The organism is Cryobacterium cheniae (assembly GCF_004403395.1).
Classification (GTDB): domain Bacteria; phylum Actinomycetota; class Actinomycetes; order Actinomycetales; family Microbacteriaceae; genus Cryobacterium; species Cryobacterium cheniae.
The window spans coordinates 80534-101160 of sequence record NZ_SOGN01000035.1; the positions used below are offsets into that span (position 1 = coordinate 80534).

The 20627-nt window shown below is 67.8% G+C and carries 22 protein-coding genes; 9 read left to right on the forward strand and 13 right to left on the reverse strand.

The features are described from left to right. Nucleotides 1–10: 10 nt before the first annotated feature. Nucleotides 11–1333 (forward strand): nicotinate phosphoribosyltransferase, encoded by a 1323-nt coding sequence (locus E3T23_RS06765; RefSeq protein WP_134369617.1) that lies wholly within the window; start codon nt 11–13, stop codon nt 1331–1333. A 75-nt stretch (nt 1334–1408) separates the two neighbouring features. Here E3T23_RS06765 and E3T23_RS06770 read toward each other — a convergent pair whose 3' ends face one another. From E3T23_RS06770 to E3T23_RS06780, 3 genes are read right to left on the reverse strand one after another with little or no spacing between them, the layout of a single operon-like run. Next, nucleotides 1409–1699, reverse strand: a complete 291-nt coding sequence (locus E3T23_RS06770) for a DUF3039 domain-containing protein (RefSeq protein WP_134369618.1) — start codon at nt 1697–1699, stop codon at nt 1409–1411. Nucleotides 1700–1742: 43 nt separating this feature from the next. After that, nucleotides 1743–3317 (reverse strand): PAM68 family protein, encoded by a 1575-nt coding sequence (locus tag E3T23_RS06775; RefSeq protein ID WP_241977684.1) that lies wholly within the window; start codon nt 3315–3317, stop codon nt 1743–1745. Next, a complete protein-coding gene (locus tag E3T23_RS06780; RefSeq protein ID WP_134369619.1) occupies nt 3293–4309 on the reverse strand; it encodes an ABC transporter ATP-binding protein in 1017 nt (338 codons plus the stop codon). The genes E3T23_RS06775 and E3T23_RS06780 overlap by 25 nt, the downstream gene beginning before the upstream one ends. Nucleotides 4310–4574: 265 nt before the next feature. Here E3T23_RS06780 and E3T23_RS06785 point away from each other — a divergent pair, with 265 nt between their 5' ends. The 4 genes from E3T23_RS06785 (at nt 4575) to E3T23_RS06800 (ending at nt 7508) form a co-directional block, all read left to right on the forward strand. Next, nucleotides 4575–4901: a hypothetical protein gene (locus E3T23_RS06785; protein WP_134369620.1), complete on the forward strand. Its 327-nt coding sequence runs from the start codon at nt 4575–4577 to the stop codon at nt 4899–4901. Nucleotides 4902–5222: 321 nt separating this feature from the next. Next, the gene (locus E3T23_RS06790; RefSeq protein ID WP_134369621.1) at nt 5223–5915 is read left to right on the forward strand and encodes a phosphocholine cytidylyltransferase family protein; all 693 of its coding nucleotides are present in this window, start codon (nt 5223–5225) and stop codon (nt 5913–5915) included. Between the two features lie 46 nt (nt 5916–5961). Next, a complete protein-coding gene (locus E3T23_RS06795; protein WP_241977686.1) occupies nt 5962–6762 on the forward strand; it encodes an ABC transporter permease in 801 nt (266 codons plus the stop codon). Continuing rightward, a complete protein-coding gene (locus tag E3T23_RS06800; RefSeq protein WP_134369622.1) occupies nt 6762–7508 on the forward strand; it encodes an ABC transporter ATP-binding protein in 747 nt (248 codons plus the stop codon). The genes E3T23_RS06795 and E3T23_RS06800 overlap by 1 nt, the downstream gene beginning before the upstream one ends. On the opposite strand, the gene E3T23_RS15190 is transcribed toward E3T23_RS06800, so the two are convergent. Next, the gene (locus E3T23_RS15190) at nt 7475–7798 is read right to left on the reverse strand and encodes a helix-turn-helix domain-containing protein (protein ID WP_166806227.1); all 324 of its coding nucleotides are present in this window, start codon (nt 7796–7798) and stop codon (nt 7475–7477) included. The two genes, E3T23_RS06800 and E3T23_RS15190, sit on opposite strands and share 34 nt — an antisense overlap. An 88-nt stretch (nt 7799–7886) precedes the next feature. Between E3T23_RS15190 and E3T23_RS06810 the strand changes: the two genes are divergently transcribed. Next, nucleotides 7887–8825, forward strand: a complete 939-nt coding sequence (locus tag E3T23_RS06810; protein WP_241977688.1) for a hypothetical protein — start codon at nt 7887–7889, stop codon at nt 8823–8825. 11 nt (nt 8826–8836) lie between these two features. Here E3T23_RS06810 and E3T23_RS06815 read toward each other — a convergent pair whose 3' ends face one another. The 7 genes from E3T23_RS06815 to E3T23_RS06845 form a co-directional block, all read right to left on the reverse strand. Then, nucleotides 8837–10138 carry a hypothetical protein gene (locus tag E3T23_RS06815; protein ID WP_174843845.1) on the reverse strand — a complete coding sequence of 434 codons (1302 nt, stop codon included), beginning with the start codon at nt 10136–10138 and terminating at the stop codon, nt 8837–8839. A gap of 73 nt (nt 10139–10211) precedes the next feature. Next, entirely contained in the window at nt 10212–11111 is a 900-nt protein-coding gene (locus tag E3T23_RS06820) for a glycosyltransferase family 2 protein (protein ID WP_134369624.1), read from the reverse strand. Beyond that, complete coding sequence (locus tag E3T23_RS06825; protein ID WP_134369625.1) at nt 11098–11910, reverse strand: CDP-alcohol phosphatidyltransferase family protein; 813 nt, start codon at nt 11908–11910, stop codon at nt 11098–11100. The genes E3T23_RS06820 and E3T23_RS06825 overlap by 14 nt, the downstream gene beginning before the upstream one ends. After that, complete coding sequence (locus E3T23_RS06830) at nt 11907–12968, reverse strand: glycosyltransferase family 2 protein (protein WP_241977690.1); 1062 nt, start codon at nt 12966–12968, stop codon at nt 11907–11909. The genes E3T23_RS06825 and E3T23_RS06830 overlap by 4 nt, the downstream gene beginning before the upstream one ends. A 135-nt stretch (nt 12969–13103) precedes the next feature. Further along, the gene (locus tag E3T23_RS06835) at nt 13104–14711 is read right to left on the reverse strand and encodes a S1C family serine protease (protein ID WP_134369626.1); all 1608 of its coding nucleotides are present in this window, start codon (nt 14709–14711) and stop codon (nt 13104–13106) included. A 119-nt stretch (nt 14712–14830) separates the two neighbouring features. Beyond that, nucleotides 14831–15526 carry a hypothetical protein gene (locus tag E3T23_RS06840; protein ID WP_134369627.1) on the reverse strand — a complete coding sequence of 232 codons (696 nt, stop codon included), beginning with the start codon at nt 15524–15526 and terminating at the stop codon, nt 14831–14833. A gap of 131 nt (nt 15527–15657) precedes the next feature. Next, nucleotides 15658–16221: a hypothetical protein gene (locus E3T23_RS06845; RefSeq protein WP_134369628.1), complete on the reverse strand. Its 564-nt coding sequence runs from the start codon at nt 16219–16221 to the stop codon at nt 15658–15660. 87 nt (nt 16222–16308) lie between these two features. On the opposite strand from E3T23_RS06845, the gene E3T23_RS06850 reads away from it, so the two are divergent. Continuing rightward, nucleotides 16309–17508 (forward strand): aminotransferase class I/II-fold pyridoxal phosphate-dependent enzyme, encoded by a 1200-nt coding sequence (locus tag E3T23_RS06850; protein ID WP_134369629.1) that lies wholly within the window; start codon nt 16309–16311, stop codon nt 17506–17508. Between the two features lie 213 nt (nt 17509–17721). Here the strand turns inward: E3T23_RS06850 and E3T23_RS06855 are convergent, their stop codons facing one another. Next, nucleotides 17722–18795 (reverse strand): alkene reductase, encoded by a 1074-nt coding sequence (locus E3T23_RS06855; protein ID WP_134369630.1) that lies wholly within the window; start codon nt 18793–18795, stop codon nt 17722–17724. Nucleotides 18796–18959: 164 nt separating this feature from the next. Here E3T23_RS06855 and E3T23_RS06860 point away from each other — a divergent pair, with 164 nt between their 5' ends. Then, nucleotides 18960–19961: an alpha/beta fold hydrolase gene (locus E3T23_RS06860; RefSeq protein WP_134369631.1), complete on the forward strand. Its 1002-nt coding sequence runs from the start codon at nt 18960–18962 to the stop codon at nt 19959–19961. Here the strand turns inward: E3T23_RS06860 and E3T23_RS15800 are convergent. Next, a complete protein-coding gene (locus tag E3T23_RS15800; RefSeq protein ID WP_255570689.1) occupies nt 19941–20069 on the reverse strand; it encodes a hypothetical protein in 129 nt (42 codons plus the stop codon). The two genes, E3T23_RS06860 and E3T23_RS15800, sit on opposite strands and share 21 nt — an antisense overlap. A 121-nt stretch (nt 20070–20190) precedes the next feature. On the opposite strand from E3T23_RS15800, the gene E3T23_RS06865 reads away from it, so the two are divergent. Further along, a complete protein-coding gene (locus tag E3T23_RS06865) occupies nt 20191–20595 on the forward strand; it encodes a DUF7882 family protein (RefSeq protein ID WP_233191304.1) in 405 nt (134 codons plus the stop codon). Nucleotides 20596–20627: the final 32 nt, after the last annotated feature.

Here is a 20627-nt window from a genome sequence, read left to right on the forward strand (position 1 = left end):
AGCTTTCCGGGTGACCGAATCTTCAGCATTCCGCACCGACCGGTACGAACTCACCATGGTGGACGCCGCAATCCAAAGCGGCACCGCCGGCCGGGAGTGCCAGTTCGAGGCCTTCGCCCGTCGCCTCCCCTCCGGCCGCCGCTACGGCATCGTGGCCGGTACCGGGCGTCTGCTCGAGCTCATCCGCGCCTTCCGGTTCACGGATGCCGAACTCACCTGGCTGAGAGACAACGAAGTGGTGCGCGAGCCCACCCTCGACTGGCTCGCCGACTACGCGTTCCGCGGCACCATCTGGGGGTACCAGGAAGGCGACGCCTACTTCCCCGGCTCTCCCCTGATCACGGTGGACGGCACCTTCGCCGAGTGCGTCATCCTGGAAACCCTCATCCTCAGTGTGCTCAACTACGACAGCTCCGTCGCGAGCGCGGCCGCACGGATGGTCTCGGTCAGCCTGGGCCGTCCGCTCGCCGAAATGGGTTCGCGCCGCACAGGCGAGTACTCCGGCGTCGCCGCCGCCCGGGCCGCCTACATCGCCGGTTTCGCCTCGACCAGCAACCTGGAGGCCGGCCGCAGCTGGGGCGTGCCGACCATGGGCACGGCCGCCCACTCCTTCACCCTCCTGCACGACAGTGAGGAAGACGCCTTCCGCGCCCAGGTCGCAGCCTTCGGGCCGTCAACCACCCTGCTCGTGGACACCTTCGACGTCGCCCGCGGCATCGAGCTGGCCGTCAAGGTGGCCGGACCGGCGCTCGGATCGATCCGGATCGACTCCGGCGACCTTCCGACCATGGTCGCGGAGGCCCGCAGCCAGTTGGACGCGCTCGGCGCCGTCAACACACTCATCACCGTCACCAGCGACCTCGACGAGTTCTCCATCGCAGCCCTGTCGGCGTCGCCCGTGGACGCCTTCGGTGTGGGCACCTCGGTAGTGACGGGTTCCGGCTCCCCCGCCGCGGGGATGGTCTACAAGCTGGTCGCGCACCGCGACGACGCCGGAGAATGGGTGCCCGTCGCCAAGACCTCGGCCGCGAAGGCCTCGGTCGGCGGCCGCAAGCGGGCCGTCCGCCGACTCGACGCAGCGGGGATCGCGCGCGCCGAGATCATCCTGATCGGTGAGGATTCGGCCGACTCCACCCCGCCCGCCGCGCCCTCCGGCCGGGACCGCGTGCTACTGGTACCTCTGGTCACCGACGGCGTGATCGACGAACGTCACCTCGGTGCGGCCGGCACGACCCGCGCCCGGGCGCACCACGCATCCGTCATGCAGGAACTGCCGATCGAGGCCTTCCGCCTCGGCCGCGGCGACCCCGTCATCCCGACCCTGTACCGGTAGGCGACGAACCGGTAGTCGACGAACCGCCAGGCGACGAACCGCCAGGCGACAAGCCGGCAGCGACCGGTCCGGTCGTCAGGCCTTCATTTTCTCGTAGATGGCCTTGCAGGCCGGGCAGACCGGGAACTTCTCCGGGTCGCGTCCGGGCAGCCATTTCTTGCCGCAGAGGGCGCGCACCGGTTTGCCGGAGATGGCCGATTCGAGGATTTTGTCTTTGGGAACGTAGTGCGAGAAACGCTCGTGGTCGCCCGGCTCGATGTGCTCCTGGTTGAGGAGTTCCTCGAGCTCGCGGTCGAGCGTCGAGGTTCCGCCGCCTGTGCCGGGGTTCCCGGGTTCTGCGATGCTCGCGCGAAAGTGTTCAGTCATAAGTCCAGTGTAAAACAACCCGGAGGCACACGGGCAGGCCTGCCTAGGCCCGGATGGCGGAGGAGATCGTCTCCGGCCCACGCCGTTCGAAGGCGAGCGACCCCGCCCAGACCCCGCCGACGAGGGTGATCAGGCCGATGCCGACGCCCAGTGCGAGCGCCGGGATGTTCCAGACCGGGTCGACGAAGACGCCGAGCAGACCGCAGGCCAGCGCCGGCAGCGACAGCAGGATCGACCCGGCGAAGGTGAACGACTGGATCAGCGCGGCCGCCGTGTCCGACGCCTGAGGCTGGGAGAAGGGACTGTCTCCGGGTTTGGTGGCCGGGTAGGGGAAGCGTGCCGATGAATAACTCGAGAGTCCGAGCCCGGTCAGCAGGATGCTGGTGCTCACCCCCAGGATGGACGGCATCACCGCCCAGTCGCCGTAAACCGACACGCTGATGGCCGACCCCGCCGCGATCATCGGGATCCCCACGAAGAGGGCGGGAACCAGACGGCCCATCCGGTCCTCGAATCCGCGGGTGCCGGAGGCCACGTGCAGCCATACCGCGGTGTGGTCCAGGGCGACGTCGTTGTGCAGGGTCCAGCCCAGGAACACGCTCATCAACGGCACCGGCAGCAGCGCGAGATAGGAGACCGGCAACCCGGCGAAGGACAACGGCAGGATGACGATCAGCGGGATGACGGGGATGACGATCACCGACATCCAGTACCGGGAGTCGCGGCGCCAGTAGGTGAGACTGCGGGCGGCGATCGCTCCCATCGGGGTGTGCGGCATGCTGTCGAACCACCCGAGCCCGCCGTACTGACGGGCCTGAGCCTCGCGGCCCGGCGTGACGAGCATCCGTGACACCAGACCCTGCCAAGCCAGCCACAGCAGGTAGGTCGTGAACGTGGCCATCAGCAGTTTGAGCACCGCCTCGCCCCAGAGCCCCGTGGCGGCATCCCCGGGAACGGCCCAGGCCGCGCCGAGGGGCGTCCAGCCCAGGATGCCCGCCAGCCCGCCGATCAGGTCCAGGCCGTACCGACCCCAGTCGAAGTTGAGCGCCAGAAGCACGACGGGTGCGATCATGACCAGGATCAGCACCCCGATGATCCCGGTGAATTCCCGTGATCGGCGCGTGTCCAGCAGGAAGGCCGCCAGCGACGTGCTCACCCGGGAGGCGAGCATGCAGGTGGCCAGCAGCAGTGCCGCGGAAATCAGGGCGAGGAGCGTCTCGATGACGCCCCGGGACCAGGTCACGACGGTTCCGAGCAGCACGACCCCGAGGACGAACGCGGGCACGCCCACCAGCGAGGACAGCGCAAGGCCGAGCGACAACCGCTGGGTGGGGATGCCCATGGTCGCGAATTTGCGCGGGTCCATGGTGTCGTCGATCCCGAACACGAGCGGGAAGAGCAGGAAGCCCAGCACGACCAGCGACCCGGCCACGACCATGCCGTCGCGAATGGCCACCGCATCGCCCGTGAAGCGCAGCCCCACGAGCACCATGAACAGGCCGACGGCCAGGGCGAGGCCGTAGAGCATACCGATCACGATGCCGACGACCTGCCAGGGGCTGCGCCGGGAGAAATTGGCGAGCAGACGGACTTTCAGTCCGAGAAACTGTGCAACCACTCCATGCCCTCCGCCACCTTGCGTCCGCCGGCCAGCTCGACGAACCGTTCCTCGAGCGTCTGCTCGCCGCGAACCTCGGCGATGGTGCCGGAGGCCAGCACCGCGCCCTGCACGATGATGGCGACATGATCGCAGACGCGCTGGATCAGGTCCATGCCGTGGCTGGACAGCACGACGGTTCCTCCGCTGGCGACGTATTTCTGCAGGATCTCGGTGACGTTGACCGCGGAAACCGGGTCGACCGACTCGAAGGGTTCATCGAGCACGAGCAGCCGTGGCGAGTGGATCATCGCGCAGGCAAGTGCGATCTTCTTCGTCATGCCGGCCGAGTAATCGGCGACGAGGCGGTTGAGGGCGTCTTCGAGGCCGAAGGCGGTCGCCAGGTCGGCCGAGCGCTGCCGCACAGTGACGTCGTCGAGGCCCCGGAGCACCCCGGAATAGTAGAGCAGCTGGGCTCCGGTCAGGCGGTCGAACAGGCGCAGCCGGTCCGGGAGGACGCCGATGATGCGTTTGGCGGCGAAAGGGTTCGCCCAGACATCGATGCCGTTGACCGTGACCGTGCCCGCATCCGGCCGGAGCAGCCCGGTGACCATGGAGAGTGTCGTGGTCTTGCCGGCGCCGTTGGGACCGACGATCCCGAAGAACGACCCGGCACGCACCTCGAGGTCGATGCCCGATACCGCCACGGTCTGGCCGAAGCTTTTCTGCAGACCGCTGATATTCAGCACCACGGGCGACGCCGGATCGTGGACGGTCTGCGCGATCACGGGGGCGCGTTTGCGGGGGGCGCCTTTGAAAGCGGGTCGCTTCATCGCAACGGCCCCGGCGGCGGGCGGCAGGTCGGTTGTCTCGAGCGAGGCCGCGGACGACTCGTCGTCAAACGGGACGAACTCCGGCAGAACCAGCGTGGCAGGTTCCGGCTCAGGCTCAGGCTCTCGGTCCGGCTCGACAGGGACCGGCTCATGTGCCGCTTCCACGGGCTCAGGCTCCATGGGCTCAGGCTCGACAGGCGCAGGCTCGACAGGCGCAGGTTCGACAGGCTCAGGTTCGACAGGCGCAGGGACGGCAGCGGCGGCAGAAGCCAGGGCCGCTGCTCGCGCGGCTGCAGCGCGAGCAGCGCTGGCCTTGGCCGCGCTGGACCGGGCCGCACCGGTCTTCCCGACAGATTCCGACTTCGCCGCCGCCGGGCGCGCGGCCGTGGCGCGAGCGGCCGACGTGTGAGATGAGAGGGCTGTCGGAACCTCGACTGCCGGCAGGGTGGCCGACGGGTCGGCGTGGACGGTCTCCGGCGCCGCGGCACGCTTCTTCGGGGCCGTCCTCGTCGCCGGTTTTTTCGGAATGGCCCTGGCCACGGGTTTTGGAACGGTCCTGGCCGCGGGTTTCTTCGAAACCCCTTCTCCGGGAGTTACTTCTCCCGCCCCCGCCCCCGCCCCCGCCGTCGCCGTCGCGCGGGACGCGTTCGGGCGCACAGCGGACGTTCGGGGGGTAACGATCGTGCGCGCCGGAGCCTTATGGACCGGGGCCGTGCGCACCGAGGACGGGCGCGTGGCGGCCGGCGTCGTGGCCTGTGTTTCAGCGGAATAGGGCACGGAGGACGCTGCCTTCGGCTCGTCGGGCTCGGATGTCGGGGGTGCTGAAGTCACCTCGCTAACCTACCAAGGACCGTCTGACACCGCAGGTTTCGGGGGTCACGGGGGAACACCGTCAGGGGCAGCCCGGCCCCGGCGGCCCGGATCACGAAAGCGACACGGAATAGGGCCGCTCTTCCCCCCAACAGAGGGCTTGGGGTACTCTGGAGTTGGCATAACGGTGTGTCTATACGTGAACTTACAAGTGAACCCTAGGCAAACTCGATCTCAACAGGAGCGTGTCTCGGTCACTCGAATTCTTTTTTAGGAGACAATCGTGACCACCCAGGTAGTCATTTTGGCAGCAGGCATGGGCAGCAGACTCGGTCGTTCGCTCCCGAAGCCGCTGACCGAACTCAACGACGGTCGAACGATCATGCAGCAGCAGTTCGACAACATAGACCACGCCTTCGGCAAGAAGGCCAAGGTCACCATCGTCGTCGGTTACAAGCTCGAGCACATCATCGAAGCGTTCCCGCAGGCATCCTTCGTTTACAACGAAGAGTACGACCAGACAAACACCTCGAAGAGCCTGATGCGCGCCCTCCAGGCGTCCACCACCGGCGGTGTGCTCTGGATGAACGGCGACGTCGTCTTCGACCCGGCCATTCTCGACCGCGCTGCCGCGATGGTGGCTCGCGACCAGTCCTTCGTCACCGTCAACACTTCCAAGGTGTCCGACGAGGAGGTCAAGTACACGACCAGCGCCGAGGGCTACATCAAGGAACTCTCCAAGACCGTCAAGGGGGGCCTGGGCGAGGCCGTGGGGATCAACTACATTTCCAGTGCGTATAAGGCGGTCCTGCTCCACCACCTGACGAAGGTCGCCGACCAGGACTACTTCGAGCGCGGCATCGAACTCGCGATCGAGAAGAACAACCTTCTGGTCGAGCCTCTCGACATCTCCGATTTCTATGCCGTCGAGGTCGATTTCGCCGAGGATCTGGAACGCGCGAACCTGTTCGTCTAACGCTGCCTTTCGCGGGGGCGCGCATCGCGCCCCTACGATAGAGCGCGTGAGTAGTTATGCGGAAGTGCGCCCTGAGCAGCGCACGTCTTTCGCCAGGTACCGTCATTCCCTCTGGTTGCTCACACAGCGGGATCTGCGGGTGCGCTATTCCACCTCGCTGCTCGGTTACTTCTGGTCGATTCTCGACCCTCTGGTGATGGCCGGCATCTACTGGTTCGTCTTCACCCAGGTCTTCCAGCGCACCGTCGGCAACGAGCCGTACATCGTCTTCCTGCTGTCGGCGCTGCTGCCGTGGATGTGGTTCAACGGCACCGTGTCCGACTGCACCCGCGCGTTCCTGCGCGAGGCGAAGCTGATCCGGTCCACGCGAATCCCGCGCACGATCTGGGTTAATCGTCTCGTGTTGTCCAAAGGCATCGAGTTCGTGGCGTCCATCCCCGTCCTGCTGCTGTTCGCGCTGATCGCGGGTGCCGAGCTGAGCGCGGGAGCTGCGCTGTTCCCCCTCGCGATCCTGATCCAAACGATCCTGACCGCGGGGATCGGGCTGATCGTCGCGCCCCTCGTAGTCTTCTTCCGCGACCTCGAGCGTGCCGTGAAACTCATCCTCCGCTTCCTGTTCTACGCTTCCCCGATCATCTACGGCACCGCGGACCTTCCCGCGGACCTGCAGTTCTGGGCCGCGTTCAACCCGCTCAGCGGCCTGTTCAGCCTGTACCGTGCCGCGTTCTTCCCCGAGCAGCTCGACTGGACCATCGTGCTGATCAGCGCGCTGATGTCGGTCCTCTTCCTCGTCGTCGGCCTGGTCGTCTTCACGCGCACCGAACGCGCAGTCCTGAAGGAGATCTAGTGTCGGCTCCGGTGATCACCCTGACGGGTGTCGGCATCCGCTTCCGACGCAATCGACGCGGTCGGCGCTCTTTCAAGGACCTGTTCGCCGCCCGAGGGCGGCGCATCCGCCCCAACGAGTTCTGGGCGCTGCGGAACGTGTCGTTCACTGTGCAGCACGGCGAGGCGATCGGCGTGGTCGGTCGCAACGGGCAGGGCAAGTCGACCCTGTTGAAGCTGGTCACGGGCGTCGTGCTGCCCGACGAGGGCGCCGTGCGCGTGACCGAGGGTGTGGCACCGCTGATCGAGATCACGGGTGGCTTCGTGGACGATCTCACGGTGCGGGAGAACGTCTACCTGACCGCGGGACTCCACGGCATGACCAAGAAGCAGATCGCCGAGCGTTTCGATGAGATCATCGACTTCGCGGAGATCGCCGACTTCGTCGACACCCCCTACAAACACCTGTCCAGCGGCATGAAGGTGCGCATCGCGTTCGCCGTGATTTCGCGGCTCGAGGAGCCCATCCTGCTCGTGGATGAGGTGCTCGCGGTCGGCGACAAGGCGTTCCGGGAGAAGTGCTACCGGCGGATCGAGGAGCTCCTCGCCGGCGGGCGAACGCTGTTCTTCGTGTCCCACAACGAGCGCGACCTTAAACGGTTCTGCACCCGGGGCCTCTACCTCGACAAAGGTGCGCTGGTTCTGGACGCCCCGATCACCGATGTGCTGGCGCTCTACAACTCGCAGTACGGTATCAAGCCGGCCTGACGGGCCGCGGCGATCACGGCATCCTGGTCGGACAGGCCGTCCCGGCTGGGCGGCAGGTGATCGGCATTGAACCCGGTGACCAGGTCGCCGGGTTCCATGCCGAGCACCGTCGCAAGCCGGATCAGGGTGTGAAAGGTGGGGTTGCCGAGTCCGCGGTCGATCCGAGCGTAGTTGGACACGTTGAGGCCGGCCCGGTGGGCCACGGCTTCCTGATTGAGGGACAGCTGACGCCGTCGACGTCGCAGGCGAACACCGAGGATGCGGGACGCTTCAGACTTCGGCTCAGGCATTCTCTTTGTATAGGCGCGGGCCGCGTTTTCCGCCAGTGGTCCAGCCAAGGCACGTAAACTCATCGGAACACTGAGGGAGGGCACTCTGATGGTCAGAAGGACCAAGCCGATTATTTCCGAGACGGGCGGCACGCCGAGGGGCGGCCAGCTGCCCACCGGGATCGTCACGGGCTTCGACCGCGTGATGGCGATCCATCGTCCTGCCGTACTCGCGCATATCCGGTCCGTGCGTCGCCGTTCGCCGCAGGCGTCACCCATGGAGATCATCCAAATCCTCGAGCGGCGCTACCTCGCCGCCGTCACCACCGGGGGTGCGGCGGTCGGCGCGACGGCGGTCATCCCGGGAGTCGGTACCGGAGTCACCCTGGCCATCTCCGGTGTGGAGACGGCAGGCTTCCTCGAGGCCACCGCCCTGTTCACGCAGTCGGTGAGCGAGGTGCACGGCATAGCGGTCGAGGACCCCGAGCGGGCACGCGCTCTCGTGATGACGATGATGCTCGGCCGTGAAGGATCGGATCTGGTGCGCCAGCTGGCCGGCCAGGTCTCCGGCTCCGGCGTCCCGCGCACCGCTTACTGGGGCGAACTCGTCACGACCAGCCTCCCCCGGGCGATCATGGGCCCGCTGACCGACCGGCTGAAGAGCAGCTTCATCCGGCAGTTCGTCGCGAAAGGCGGCGCCAGCTTCATCGGCAAGGCTCTGCCGTTCGGCGTGGGCGCCATCATCGGCGGTGCCGGCAACCACATCCTGGGCACGCGGGTCGTGCACTCATCGAGGCTCGCGTTCGGCCCTCCCCCGGTCGGTTTCCGCGAGGAGCTGGACCCGCAGGTGCGGATCGTCGATCGGGAATCGCCGGCCCGCCGCATCCCCGGGCTCACCCGGTTGTCCCTGACCGCTCTGTCCGGCCGGTTGTCCCCACGGCGACGGATGCAGGCCGCGCCCGGTCCAGAGGAACCGGCGGTCGATCCCGCGGGCGGCCCCGTCCTCGACACCGACCCCGTCCCCGGTGCCGGTCCCGGCGGCGTGTAGAGACCCGCAGGCTAAAGCTTCTCGACGTCCGTGACCTCGTCCGTCGCGGCGTCGATGGTCGGTTCCGCCACTTCCAGGCGCACGGCCTGCGGGTGTGAGGCGTCGACGCGCTCCCATTCGTCCATCAGGTGCACCACTGCGGCGTGGAAACGCTCCGTGGCGACCCCGGCTCCGGTGTCGCCGAAGTAGCGCTCGACCCAGACCTTGAGCCGGTCCTGGGCCTCGCTGTCATCGGTGAGGTCGTCGAGCACGTCGAGGATGTTCCCGGCCCGGTCGACGTGCAGCCATTCGCAGTCGGACAGGTAGCCACTCAAGTCGATCTGAGCGTCGGGGTCGACGGGGCGTGTCACCATCAGGGCCTTCCCCGAGGCCAGGCGGTCGTAGACCATCGCGGAGATGTCGACGATCGCGACATCCGCTGCCGACAGCTGCCAGCCCAACTCGGGGCTGGCGTCATAGATGTGCCGGGCGGAGGGATCCCGCCCATTCGCCGTCGCGATGGCCGCGATGATGGCCTTGTTCGCCGCGCCGTACTCACTGCTCACCACGCCGCTGCGGGGGTGCGGGCGGTAGATCACCCGGTGCCGTCCCGAGCAAAGCAGTGCCGTCACGAGGGCGACGCCGTGGGTCGCGATGGAGCCGTAGGCGGCGGCCGGCCGGTCGCCCTCCCAGGTCGGAGCGTAGAGGATGACCTGGCGCTCGTCCGGGGTGAACGGGGTCGTCCCGGAATAGTAGTCGGCCTGGGGGCGACCGATCTTGATGGCGCGCTTGTCGAAGTCGTAGTCCCAGAGCACCTTGTCGAGGCGGGCGAGCGCGGCATCGCCGGCGACGAGGGCGTAGTCGTAGGCCTTGATCTGGTTCGTGACCATGTACATTTTGTCGCTCTCACCGTGGTTGATGAAAACATGCCAGCGGCGCCCGTAGCGCATCATCTGGAAGTTGCGGCTGTTCTGGTTCACGTAGAACACGATCCGGATGTCCTGCTCGGCCAGCACGCGTTCCAGGTCGACGATCCGGCGCACGTAGGCGACCGGGATCGGCGATTCGTCGATCAACGGCAGTGCACCTGCCCCGCTTCGGCTCAGCACGAGGACGGGCCAGGTCTCGGCGAGTTTCGCGAGCGGCTTGTACCACTGCCGCATCTGGTAGAGATTGACGCCGCTGTCGGCGAAGTAGACCGCGATCTTGAAGTGCTGGCGGGGCAGCGCTTCCCGTGTGGCCAGCCGCCCGTTCAGCAGGCGCTGAGCCTTGCGCGACGCCGTGACGTCTCTGACCAGCTTGAGTCCAAGCCTGACGTCCCGTTGAATACTCACGCTTCCAGAGTACCGACGATGCCGCTCGACCGAGCGCCCCTGACCCCCCGAAGGGGTCGTGACGCCGGAATCGTCAGACGATGGGCGGCCGGCCGGCCAGCGTCATCCGCCACACCGTGTGGGCTTTGAGGGGACGCCGCTCCCCGGGGTCGGTGGTCCATCCCTCGCGGAACCCGGCGAGCCAGGCCCGCAGCGCGCCCGGATTGCGGGCCCAGCGCAGCAGCTGGATCAGGAGCCAGGACCCGGTGTACACGGGCACGAGCAGGGCCGGGAGATTGCGGCGGGCCAGCCACACCCGGTTGCGTGCGTTCAGGCGGTAGTAGTCGGCGTGCCGGGTGGGCGCGATCACCGGATGATTCGCTTCCAGCTCCCCCGCGTACCAGGCGCGCAGGCCGAGGTCCCACACGCGCCAGGCCAGCTCGATGCCCTCATGGGCGTAGAAGAACGGCTCGGCCCAGCCCCCGGTGGCGTCGAACGCGGCACGGGGCAGCAGCACGGCGCCCTCCCAGACCGAGAAGACGTTGCTGGAATGGGTGGCCGCGCCCTTGCGGATGCGCGGGATCCAGCGCCGGGGAGACGCGATCCCGGCCGGGTCGACCACCCGGGGCTGCAGTAAGCCGATAGTCGGATCCGCCCGCAGCACGGCGATGGCCTCACGCAGAAAAAGCGGGTCCGGAATGCTGGCGTCATCGTCGAGGAAGAAGAGGAAGTCGCCGACGACGCGGGAGACCCCGCGGTTGCGCCCCGCCGGAATGCCCAGGTTCTCGGGCAGGCCGAGCGTCTTCACCTCGGCCGGCAACCCCGTCGGCTGCCAGCCGTTGCCCACGCACACGATGTCCAGGCGCACGTCCTGCTGGGCCAGCAGGCTGCGGATGCCGCGGGCCAGGTCGTCGGGACGGGTGCCCTGGGTGAGCAGCACCACCCCCACGGTCGGCAGGGCGAGGCTGACCGGTGACGCGTCAGGACCGGACACGTTTGGAAGCCATGATGGCCACGAAGTGGCCGACCAGTGAGAGGAACGCCAGCGGGACGAGCGCGACCAGCACGAACCGGTCGACCGTCGGCTCGCCGAGGAAGCTGCCGAGGATCGCGGCGACGAAGATCAGCATGGTCAGTTCGACCGAGTGGTAGAGCCGGTGGAACGGGAGGAAGCGCGCCAGACGGCGGGCACGGGCGATGAGGCTCGACGTCGGGGTCTGCTCGTGCTTGCGGTCGGCGAGCTTGGTCATGCCCGCGTTCGCTCGGGCAACGTGCACCATGTCGTTGAGTGCCTTGTTCAGCACGATGATCAGGGCGAGCAGGAGTGCGAGCGTGGTCCACAGGAAGTCGGCCGGGGCCTCGAACGGGTAGAAGGCGCACCGGATGCCGAACGCGATCGGGATGAGTGCTTCGGTCGTGTAGTGCCCGACCTTGTCGAGGAACACGCCGGCCGGCGAAGACTGCCGGCGCCAGCGGGCGACCTCGCCGTCGGAGCAGTCGACCAGCATCTGCAGCTGCCCGAGCAGGAGGGCGAGCAGAGCGCCCCAGATGCCGGGAATGAGCAGCGCGGCCGCCGTGGACCAGCCGACCAGGATCATCAGGCCGGTGACGCCGTTCGCCGAGATGCGGGTCTTCAGCAGCATCCAGGTCAGGTACGGGGAGATGTCGCGCAGGTACAGGGACGCCGTCCAGTGCTCGGCGTTCGCGCGCAGCCGCACTTCCGGCGGCTGCGCCACCCGGCGCAGCTCGTCGATTGAGGAGGGTCGAGTCGCCGCGGGATTCGCTGACGTCATTGGTGCCTTCCGGTATGGGCCGAGATGTTGGTGGTGAGTTTCAGATACCCGAGCAGGAAGCCGATCCCCCAGCAGAAGTGGATGCAGGGCAAGACTACGAGAAACCACAGCCCGGCACGAAACCCGTCCGGCCGGGTGACCAGGGCCGTGGCCATGGCGACGAGGAGCAGGTAGCCGGCGGGAATCAGGAATCCGAGCAGCAGCCACGGCGTCGCCCCGGTGACCAGCTGCACCAGGCCGGCCAGACCGAGCAGGGTTCCGAGCAGGACGCCCAGCACCATGACGGGTGGGGCGAAGTAACGGATGCCGTTGTCCTCGGGATAGCGGCGGGCCAGTTCCCCCCGCCAGAGTCCGGTGGACACCATCTGCCGGGCCAGTCGGGCCAGGCTCGGTCGCGGCCGGTAGACCACCCGGAGCCGGGGCGTGAACCAGACGGTGCCACCCTGGTCGCGCAGGCGGCGGTTGAGTTCCCAGTCCTGGCCGCGCTTGATGCCCTCGTCGAAGAGGCCGACGCGCACGATGCTCTCCATTCGGAAACAGCCCAGGTAGACGGTTTCCGCCGAACCCTCCGGGCCTCCGATGTGCAGGGGCGTGCCGCCGAGACCGATCTTCGTTCCGTAGGCGCGGGCGACGGCCTTCTGGAAAGGGCTCTCGCCTTGGGCATCCATGACACCGCCGACATTGTCGGCACCGGTGCGCTCGAGGGCTTCCACCGCGATTCGGGCGTAGTCGATCGGCAGCACCGAGTGGGCGTCGACGCGGATGACGACCGGGTATTGCGAGGCGCGGATAGCGGTGTTGAGGCCTGCCGGAGTGGAGCCGATCTCATTCGCGACGACGCGGATGCGCGGATCGACCGCGGCCATCTCTTCGACGAGTTCGGTCGTGCCGTCGATACTCGGCCCGAGGGCCAGGGTGACTTCGAAGGGCCCCTCGTAGTCCTGGCGGAGCAGGCTGGTCACCGCGGCGCGCACATGTGTCACGTCGTTCAGCACCGGCATCACGTAGGAAACCCCGAGCAGGGATGTGTCTCCGGAAGAGGAATCCTGGCTGGTCATAGTTCCATTCTTCTGGAGGGAGGTTAGAGCCTACCAGCCGCGTCTTTCCGGCCAGTCTCGGGCCGGAATACGACGACTGCGCCGCCGGTGGATCACCGGCGGCGCAGTCGTCTTTCTGCAAGAAGGATCGAGTGGTCAGCTGGAGAGTTCGCCGACCGTGACGGACACCGTGACCGATTTGCCGTCGCGCACATAGGTGACGTCGGCGGTTTCGCCCGCAGCGAGAGCGCGCACCTGGGCGGTCAGGTCGTTGGCGTCGGTGATGGGCAGTTCGTTCAGGTTGGTGACGATGTCGCCTTCCCGGAGGCCGGCCTTCTCCGCCGCGCCGCCCGGGGACACCTCGCTGATCAGGGCGCCGACGGTGGTGCTCTCCGGGCTGCCGGCCGCGCTGGTGACGCTCGCTCCGAGCAGACCGTGGCTGGCCGTGCCGGTGGCGATCAGTTCGTCGGAAATGCGCTTGGCCAGGTTCGACGGGATGGAGAAGCCGACGCCGATGCTGCCGGCCGCCGCCGACTCGCCGCCCGCGCTGGCGATGGCGACGTTGATGCCGATCAGCTCGCCCTTGGAATTGAGCAGGGCTCCGCCGGAGTTGCCGGGGTTGATCGCGGCATCCGTCTGGATGACCGAGAGCGAGATGCTTCCGGTGGACGGCGCTTGAGGCTGGCCGCCGTTCTGATCGGGCAGGTCGAAGAAGAACGGACTCTGGTCTTCCTCGGGTGCGGAGTTGTCGGGCGTCGACGGTGCGGCCGAGGAGGCGATGGAGATACTGCGGTTCAGGGCGCTCACGATGCCGTCGGTGACACTGCCGGAGAGACCGAGCGGCGCGCCGATCGCGATGGTCGTGTCACCGACGTTGAGCTTGCCGGAATCCGCCCACTTGATCGGCGTCAGGTCGCTCGCCCCCTCGAGCTTGATCACGGCGAGGTCGGAGATCGGGTCGGTGCCGACGATGGTGGCCGCGTACAGCTTTCCGTCGCTGGCAGTGACCTGGATGGTGGCGTCTGCAGCGGCGCCGTCGAGGGTGACGACGTGCGTGTTCGTGAGAATGTAGCCGTCATCGGTCAGGACGACGCCGGAACCGGTTCCGCCGGAACTGCCGTCGGAGGCGGCAATGGTGACGACGCTGGGCGTGGCCTTTGCGGCGACAGCGGTGATCTGGTTGACGCTGTCGGTGTTGTTGACGACGACCGTGCTGGGGCCCTCGGCCTGGCTGGCCGGGATGCCCGCGGTCTGGTTGGTGAGCACGAACGCCGAGACACCGGCGCCGGATGCTCCGCCGACGAGAGCGCCGATGGCCAGCGCCGCGATCAGTGCGACATTGCCCGAGCGGCGGGGAGCCTTGCGGGGGCCGCCGAGCTGGTCGGTGGCGTCACCGTTCTGCTGGGCGTAGGACTGCGGCTGGGGGTTCGGCGCGTAGGGATTCGAGGTGGGGCCTCCTGCGACCGGCCGGCCGAAGGCATCCGTGGCGTAAGCGAGCGTGGGCTGGGCAGCGGTGGGATGGGCAGCGGTGGGCCGGTCGGGTGCCGGCTGGGCGGCGGCGGACTGAACCGGCGCCTGCTGCTCGGAGGCGGTGAGCGTCTCGGGAATGACGTCGGTCGGCTGCTCATCGCCGGGGGTTCTCGGGGAAGGATTCACCGCCGCAGGCTGCGCCGGTGCCGACGCCTCGCCGGCCGCATTCACTTCGAATGGGACTGCGTTGTCGGGATCGGGAGTGGTGCCGGGTACCTGCGGGTTGTCGGTCATGATGTGCTCCTTCCAAGCAAGTCCACCTTGACTCCTGAACCTGAACGAATGATATGTGCAAGCTGGGAGCATTCGATGACGACGCAGTGACTTGTTCGCGACCGGGTCGACCCCCTCATTCAGCAGCCCGGACCTGAGGGATTCACCGTGCACTCCCGGTTGACGAGCACCGTCTGGGCATCTCCCACGATCACCCCGAGCGGGCCGGCCGAAACCGCCAGAGTACCCTCGACCGCACGCCAGGCAAGGCCCGCGAATCGGTACTCGGCCGAGTACACCACCGCGACGACGACAACGTAGCTCCCCGGTACGACGAACGCGTGGCTGGTCGCGGTGTCCGAGAATTCCGGCAAGCCCAGTGCCGCCCAGGTGGCACCGCCCGAGCTCGTACTCGCCTGAGCGCCGTCGCCGTAGGTCCAGCGGTAGCCGACCGGGGTGAAACGCACCTCCGCCGGATAGCCCAGCAGCGTACCCGTGCGGGTGTGCACGGATGCCGACGCGATGAAGTTGGCGGGCAACCCCGCCACGCTCCAGCCCTGCGGTTCCATCGTCTGAGACGGCGCGGCGGGCTGGAAGTTGATCAGGTCGCCGACCCGCACCACCAGGTTCGGATCGCACGGCGATCCCGGGATGCAGTTCACGGTGAAGCCGTCACGCACGAACACCAGCGGATCGACAACGGGAGATGCACCAGGCTGCCCGGTACCGCCGCTGCCGCTGCCGGACCCACCCGCCCCGGATTCCGCTCCGCCACCGGTCCCGTTTCCGGAGCCCTGTCCCCCGCCGCCGGTCTCGTACCCCGCCGAAAGGTCCACCCCTCCGTTGTTGATGTTGCCTGTCACAACTGGGCAGAGACCAGCGACGGCCAGTTGGTATGGGCAATCTTGACCTTCGGCCGCTGCGGACACAACCGAGGTCAGGGAGAGAATTGAGAACATCATCGCTGCTAGCAGAAGTCTGATCCGGCCCATACCCGCGACTCCGTCATCTGAAGATGATCATTGCTTTGGTCAGTTCCGACGAAAGCCACTTCCAACGGCATCCGAAGTGGGCGGTCGGGTTGAGATACCGAAACACCGAAAGAATCGACGATGTCGCTATTTGTCACATCAAGACACACGTAGACCCGAATTTCCCATCTTCTTTTCTCATTTATTTCCGCAGATTGGATGGCCATCGAGTCAAAGGAGGTGGAACCGATTTGCTTCCAGCCCTTCTCATCGAATGATGCCGCAACGGATAGATCTTGCTCGTGAGCCTCTCCGGAGCTCAGGGCGAGAAACTGATCCCGTGATGGGGTCCCGGCTCCCTCTTCTGCATCGCCGGCAGCTAGGTAGGCCGCATAGGCCTCCGTGGCCGCGGCGAGGGCCTGCTCGTCGGAGGCGAAGACGGGGGCATCCGTCGGCGCCGTCGTCTCGGACGCGCGGGGAGCCGGTTCGGGCGCGCATCCCGTCAGCGACAGCGCGCCGAGCAGCAGCAGCGTGCCCAGAACGAGGAGGTCGCGCTTCACGGTCCGCATCCGGCCAACCTAGGGCATCCGGCGGAAGCGCGCTCGAACTTTCCACATGTCGTAGTTTGGAGCCATGCAGGTGACACCATGACGATCTCCGGAGCCTGGCGACGCACGGCCCGCGGGGCCGGTCTGCTCGCAGCGGACGGTACCGTTGCCGCGAGTATTTTCGCCGAGATGAGTGCCCTCGCCGTGCGCACCGGCGCCATCAACCTGGGTCAGGGATTCCCGGACGAGGACGGCCCCGCCGAGGTGCTCGACGCGGCCCGCCAGGCGATCGCCGACGGGGTGAACCAATACCCGCCGGGGCGCGGCCTGCCCGTGCTGCGGGAGGCCATTGCTCGTCACCAGCACCGGTTCTACGGTCTGTCCGTCGATCCGGACACCGAGGTTCTGGTGACGGCCGGCGCCACGGAGGCGCTGGCGGCGACCATTCTCGCGCTGCTCGAACCCGGCGACGAGGTGGTCACGCTCGAGCCGTTCTATGACGCGTACGGCGGCCTGATCGCGCTGGGCGGCGGCATCCACCGCACGGTGCGGCTGCGAGCGCCCGACTTCCAGCCGGACCCGGACGAGCTGCGCGCCGTGATCACCGACCGCACCCGGCTGATCATCGTGAACAATCCGCACAACCCCACCGGTGCCGTGCTGCCCCGTGAGACTCTGGAACTCATCGTGTCCCTCGCGCACCGCCACGACGCTCTCATCGTGACCGACGAAGTCTACGAGCACCTCACCTTCGGCGTCCCCCACGTGCCGGTCGCAATGATTCCGGGTGCGAGCGAGCGCACCATCACGATCTCCTCGGGCGGGAAGACGTTCAACACCACCGGTTGGAAGGTCGGCTGGCTCACCGCCCCGGCCGCCCTGGTCACCGCGATCCTGGCCGTGAAGCAGTTCCTCACCTATGTGAACGGCGCCCCGTTCCAGCCGGCGATCGCACGGGGTCTCGACCTGCCCGACAGCTTCTATAGCGGCATCGCCGCCGACCTCCGGGCCAGGCGCGACGTGCTCGAGAGCGGCCTGACCGCGGCTGGATTCACGGTCAGCCGCCCCCAGGGGTCGTATTTCATCGTGGCGGATGCCGCGCCGCTCGGCTACACGGACGGCGCCGAGTTCTGCCGGGTGCTGCCCGACTTGGCCGGGGTGGTGGCGGTTCCGATCGGAGCGTTCTGCTCCGCCGCGAACCGGCCCGAGTACGCCTCGCTGGTGCGTTTCGCCTACTGCAAGAAGGTGGACGTCCTCGAGCGCGCCGCCGCACAGCTGGCCGGCATCACCGCCCGGTAGCCGCCGCTCCGGCCTCCGCGCAACGAGACGCCGGGCCCTGCTCCGCAACCGCACTTCTTCGGTCACACAATGCATAACTCCTGCAATTTGTCGGCTGCGACATCCACAGCCCCGGAATTCAGGGGGTGGTGCGCGAGCGCGTCACAAATTGCAGGAGTTATGCACCGACCAAACCGGAAAGAGGGCCGGGCTGGTGCTGGGCTGCAGGGGTGCCTAGTGCGCCAGGGCGGGGTAGTCGGTGTAGCCCTCGGCTCCGGCTCCGTAGAAGGTGAGCGGGTCGGGCGCGTTGAGCGGCAGGTCCTTGAGCCAACGCGCCACGAGGTCGGGGTTGGCGATCACGGCACGACCCACGACGACCGCATCCGCCAGGTCGTCGGCGATGATGGCCATCGCTTCGTCCCGGCCGGTGACCTCGCCGAAGCCGCTGTTGACCAGGAGCGGGCCGCCGAAACGGGTACGCAGCTGCTGCACGAGTTCTCCGGCCGGCTCGCGGTGCAGGATGCTCAGATAGGCCAGCCCCAGCGGGGCGAGTGCGTCGGCCAAGGCGCCGTAGGTGGCCAGCACGTCGGCGGCATCCGTTTCGAGGGCGTCCTGGATGTTGTGCTCCGGGGAAATCCGGATGCCGACGCGGCCGGCGCCGATGGCTTCGGCCACCGCGGTGACGACCTCGACGACGAAGCGGGCCCGGTTCTGCGGGGAGCCGCCGTAGCTGTCGTCGCGCTGGTTGGAGGCCGGCGAGAGGAACTCGTGCAGGAGGTAACCGTTCGCGGAGTGGATTTCCACACCGTCGAGTCCGGCGGCGATGGCGTTGCGGGAGGCCTGCACGAAGTCCGCGATCACGCCGGGGAGCTCGTCCGAGGTGAGGGCGTGCGGCACCGGGTAGGTGACTTTTCCCTCGTAGGTGCGGGTCTCGCCGTTGATGGCGATGGCGCTGGGGGCCACGACCTCGCGGCCGCCGTTCGTGCCCTCATGGGTGACCCGGCCGGCATGCATGACCTGGGCGACCAGGCGCCCTCCGGCCGAGTGCACGGCGGCGGCGACGTTCGTCCAACCGGCGATCTGCTCGGGCGTGACCAGTCCGGGCTGGCCGGGGAAGCCCTGGCCGGCGTGGCTGGGGTAGGTTCCCTCGGTCACGATCAGTCCGAGGGATGCCCGCTGCTTGTAGTGCTCGACGACGAGAGGACCGGGCACGCCCTCGATTCCGGACCGCACCCGGGTCAGCGGCGCCATGACGAGCCGGTTGGGCAGTTCCAGGTCACCGAGGGACAACGGGGAGAAAAGATTCACGAATAGCTCTTTCTGTGGGGCGGGGTGTCGTCGGGCGGCGCGGACGCCGTCGTGGACAGGGGGAAACAGGTTCCCCTGAGCGGCAACGGCCCTGCTCTCCCGCATATTCCGTTGACTCGACACGGTCGGGCAATCCACAGGAGCCGCCGCACCGAACAAGCATCATGAGCGCTCTCACCCTGACCCGGCCGACACCGTCGCCGCGGGATGCGCCTGACCGAACCGGATACTGCCCGTTCCCCTTCTTGTCCGACGCCCGAGCCTTCGGCCTCACCACGAGTGCCATGCGCCTCAGCCGAGCCACGGTGTCGGTACGGCACGGCCGCCGCACCGGAAGCGACACTGCGACCATCCTGCTGCACGGCGCCGCCGGATCCTGGACGACCTGGACGCCGCTGCTGGCCGCGGCCGACGCCTCCGGCCGTCCCCTGACCGACCTGATCATCCCCGACCTCCCCGGCTGGGGCGACTCGCCGCTCCCCGCGGAGGGCCCTTCCCGCTCCATCGAGGCGACCGCGGCGGCGGTGGCCGAAATCGCCCGAGCGCTCGGCTACCGCTCCTGGAACGTGATCGGCCACTCCCTCGGCGGCTTCGTTGCCCTCGAACTCGCCGCGAACGAGGCCAGGTCGACCGCGTTCGTCGGACTCGTCTCGGCCACGACCTTCTCGGTGATCGACACCGTGCAGCACCCCGTCGCCCGGTTCGCCGCGCTCCCCTGGTACGGCGCCCTGCTGCCGGTGATGCAGGCACTGGCCCGGGCCGGGCGCGTCGGCGACGGCCTGATCCGCGTGCTCCACCGCTCCGCGCTGCTGCGCACGCTGGCGGCGCCGCTGTTCCGCCGACCGGAGCTGCTGCACGAGAGCGTCACCGACGCCCTCGCGAGCGAGCTGCGCCCGCAGGCGTTCGCCGTGGCATCAACCCTGGCCGGCACTTACGATACCGACCGCTGGTCCCGGATCGAGTGCGCTGTGCGGGCCGGGCAGGGCGATTCCGACATCTTCGTGGCGGCGACGGATGCGGCCAGGCTGGGTGCCGTCATCCGGGACTTCGACCTGGTCACGGTGCCGGGCACCGGGCATTTCGCGCACGTGGAGAGGCCCTATGAGACGCTGCTGTTCGTCGTGCCGAACGGATGCCGGTCCGGTTCAGGCGTGTTCCCGCAGTGATTTCTCCACCGCCGCCAGCCGGACGTCGATCGCGTCGAGCCGATCGAGCACCTGCCGGTTGACCGCGGCCGATTCCTGCGCGCGGCGCGCCGAATCCGGTTCGCCCATGCCCTTGTGCGATTCCCTTGTGAACCGGGTTCAATACGACCAAACTGAGGTTCAGTACTGAGAAGAGGCCACTCCGAGTGACCGGTCTCTGCACAGCCCCGACGATTGAGAGCGGCTCCCTATGGGTTCGTTGACGTATGACAGGGTCACGGTCGAATTCGACGACCGCATATTGGCGCATCTTCAGATCGTGATCGTGCAGAAGCTCCGCCGGGGCGAGAGCTTCCTGCTCTCTTGGCGAAACGCCGCGGAAGCCGGAAACGGTCGCAGTTCCGCCTGGCTGCACCCGGCCATCCCGCTGTACTTCAAATTCTCCGGCGGCCAGCCGCCGAGCATCAACCCACTCTGGCTCGCTCAGCTCACCCGCTCCGCGAACAGTTCCCAGGGTCTGGTGGCCACCGGCGAGGAGCGCGCGATGGGCGAGCCCGAACATCCGGAGCGCACCGACCGCGGTCACCGTCCGGATCAGAAGTTCACGGTGCGCGCGGCACCGGCCTCACAGGACACCATCGCCACCGAACTCTGATTTCGCTCGGCCGGCTCGGCTCGGCTCGGCTC

Bases quoted from the DNA above. Each gene is read 5' to 3' on its own strand.
- E3T23_RS06770 (WP_134369618.1), bottom strand. From the start codon at position 1,699: ATGACTGAACACTTTCGCGCGAGCATCGCAGAACCCGGGAACCCCGGC.
- E3T23_RS06780 (WP_134369619.1), bottom strand. From the start codon at position 4,309: ATGGAGCCTGAGCCCGTGGAAGCGGCACATGAGCCGGTCCCTGTCGAG.
- E3T23_RS15190 (WP_166806227.1), bottom strand. From the start codon at position 7,798: ATGCCTGAGCCGAAGTCTGAAGCGTCCCGCATCCTCGGTGTTCGCCTG.
- E3T23_RS06810 (WP_241977688.1), top strand. From the start codon at position 7,887: ATGGTCAGAAGGACCAAGCCGATTATTTCCGAGACGGGCGGCACGCCG.
- E3T23_RS06825 (WP_134369625.1), bottom strand. From the start codon at position 11,910: ATGACGTCAGCGAATCCCGCGGCGACTCGACCCTCCTCAATCGACGAG.
- E3T23_RS06830 (WP_241977690.1), bottom strand. From the start codon at position 12,968: ATGACCAGCCAGGATTCCTCTTCCGGAGACACATCCCTGCTCGGGGTT.
- E3T23_RS06835 (WP_134369626.1), bottom strand. From the start codon at position 14,711: ATGACCGACAACCCGCAGGTACCCGGCACCACTCCCGATCCCGACAAC.
- E3T23_RS06850 (WP_134369629.1), top strand. From the start codon at position 16,309: ATGACGATCTCCGGAGCCTGGCGACGCACGGCCCGCGGGGCCGGTCTG.
- E3T23_RS06860 (WP_134369631.1), top strand. From the start codon at position 18,960: ATGAGCGCTCTCACCCTGACCCGGCCGACACCGTCGCCGCGGGATGCG.
- E3T23_RS15800 (WP_255570689.1), bottom strand. From the start codon at position 20,069: ATGGGCGAACCGGATTCGGCGCGCCGCGCGCAGGAATCGGCCGCGGTC.
- E3T23_RS06865 (WP_233191304.1), top strand. From the start codon at position 20,191: ATGGGTTCGTTGACGTATGACAGGGTCACGGTCGAATTCGACGACCGC.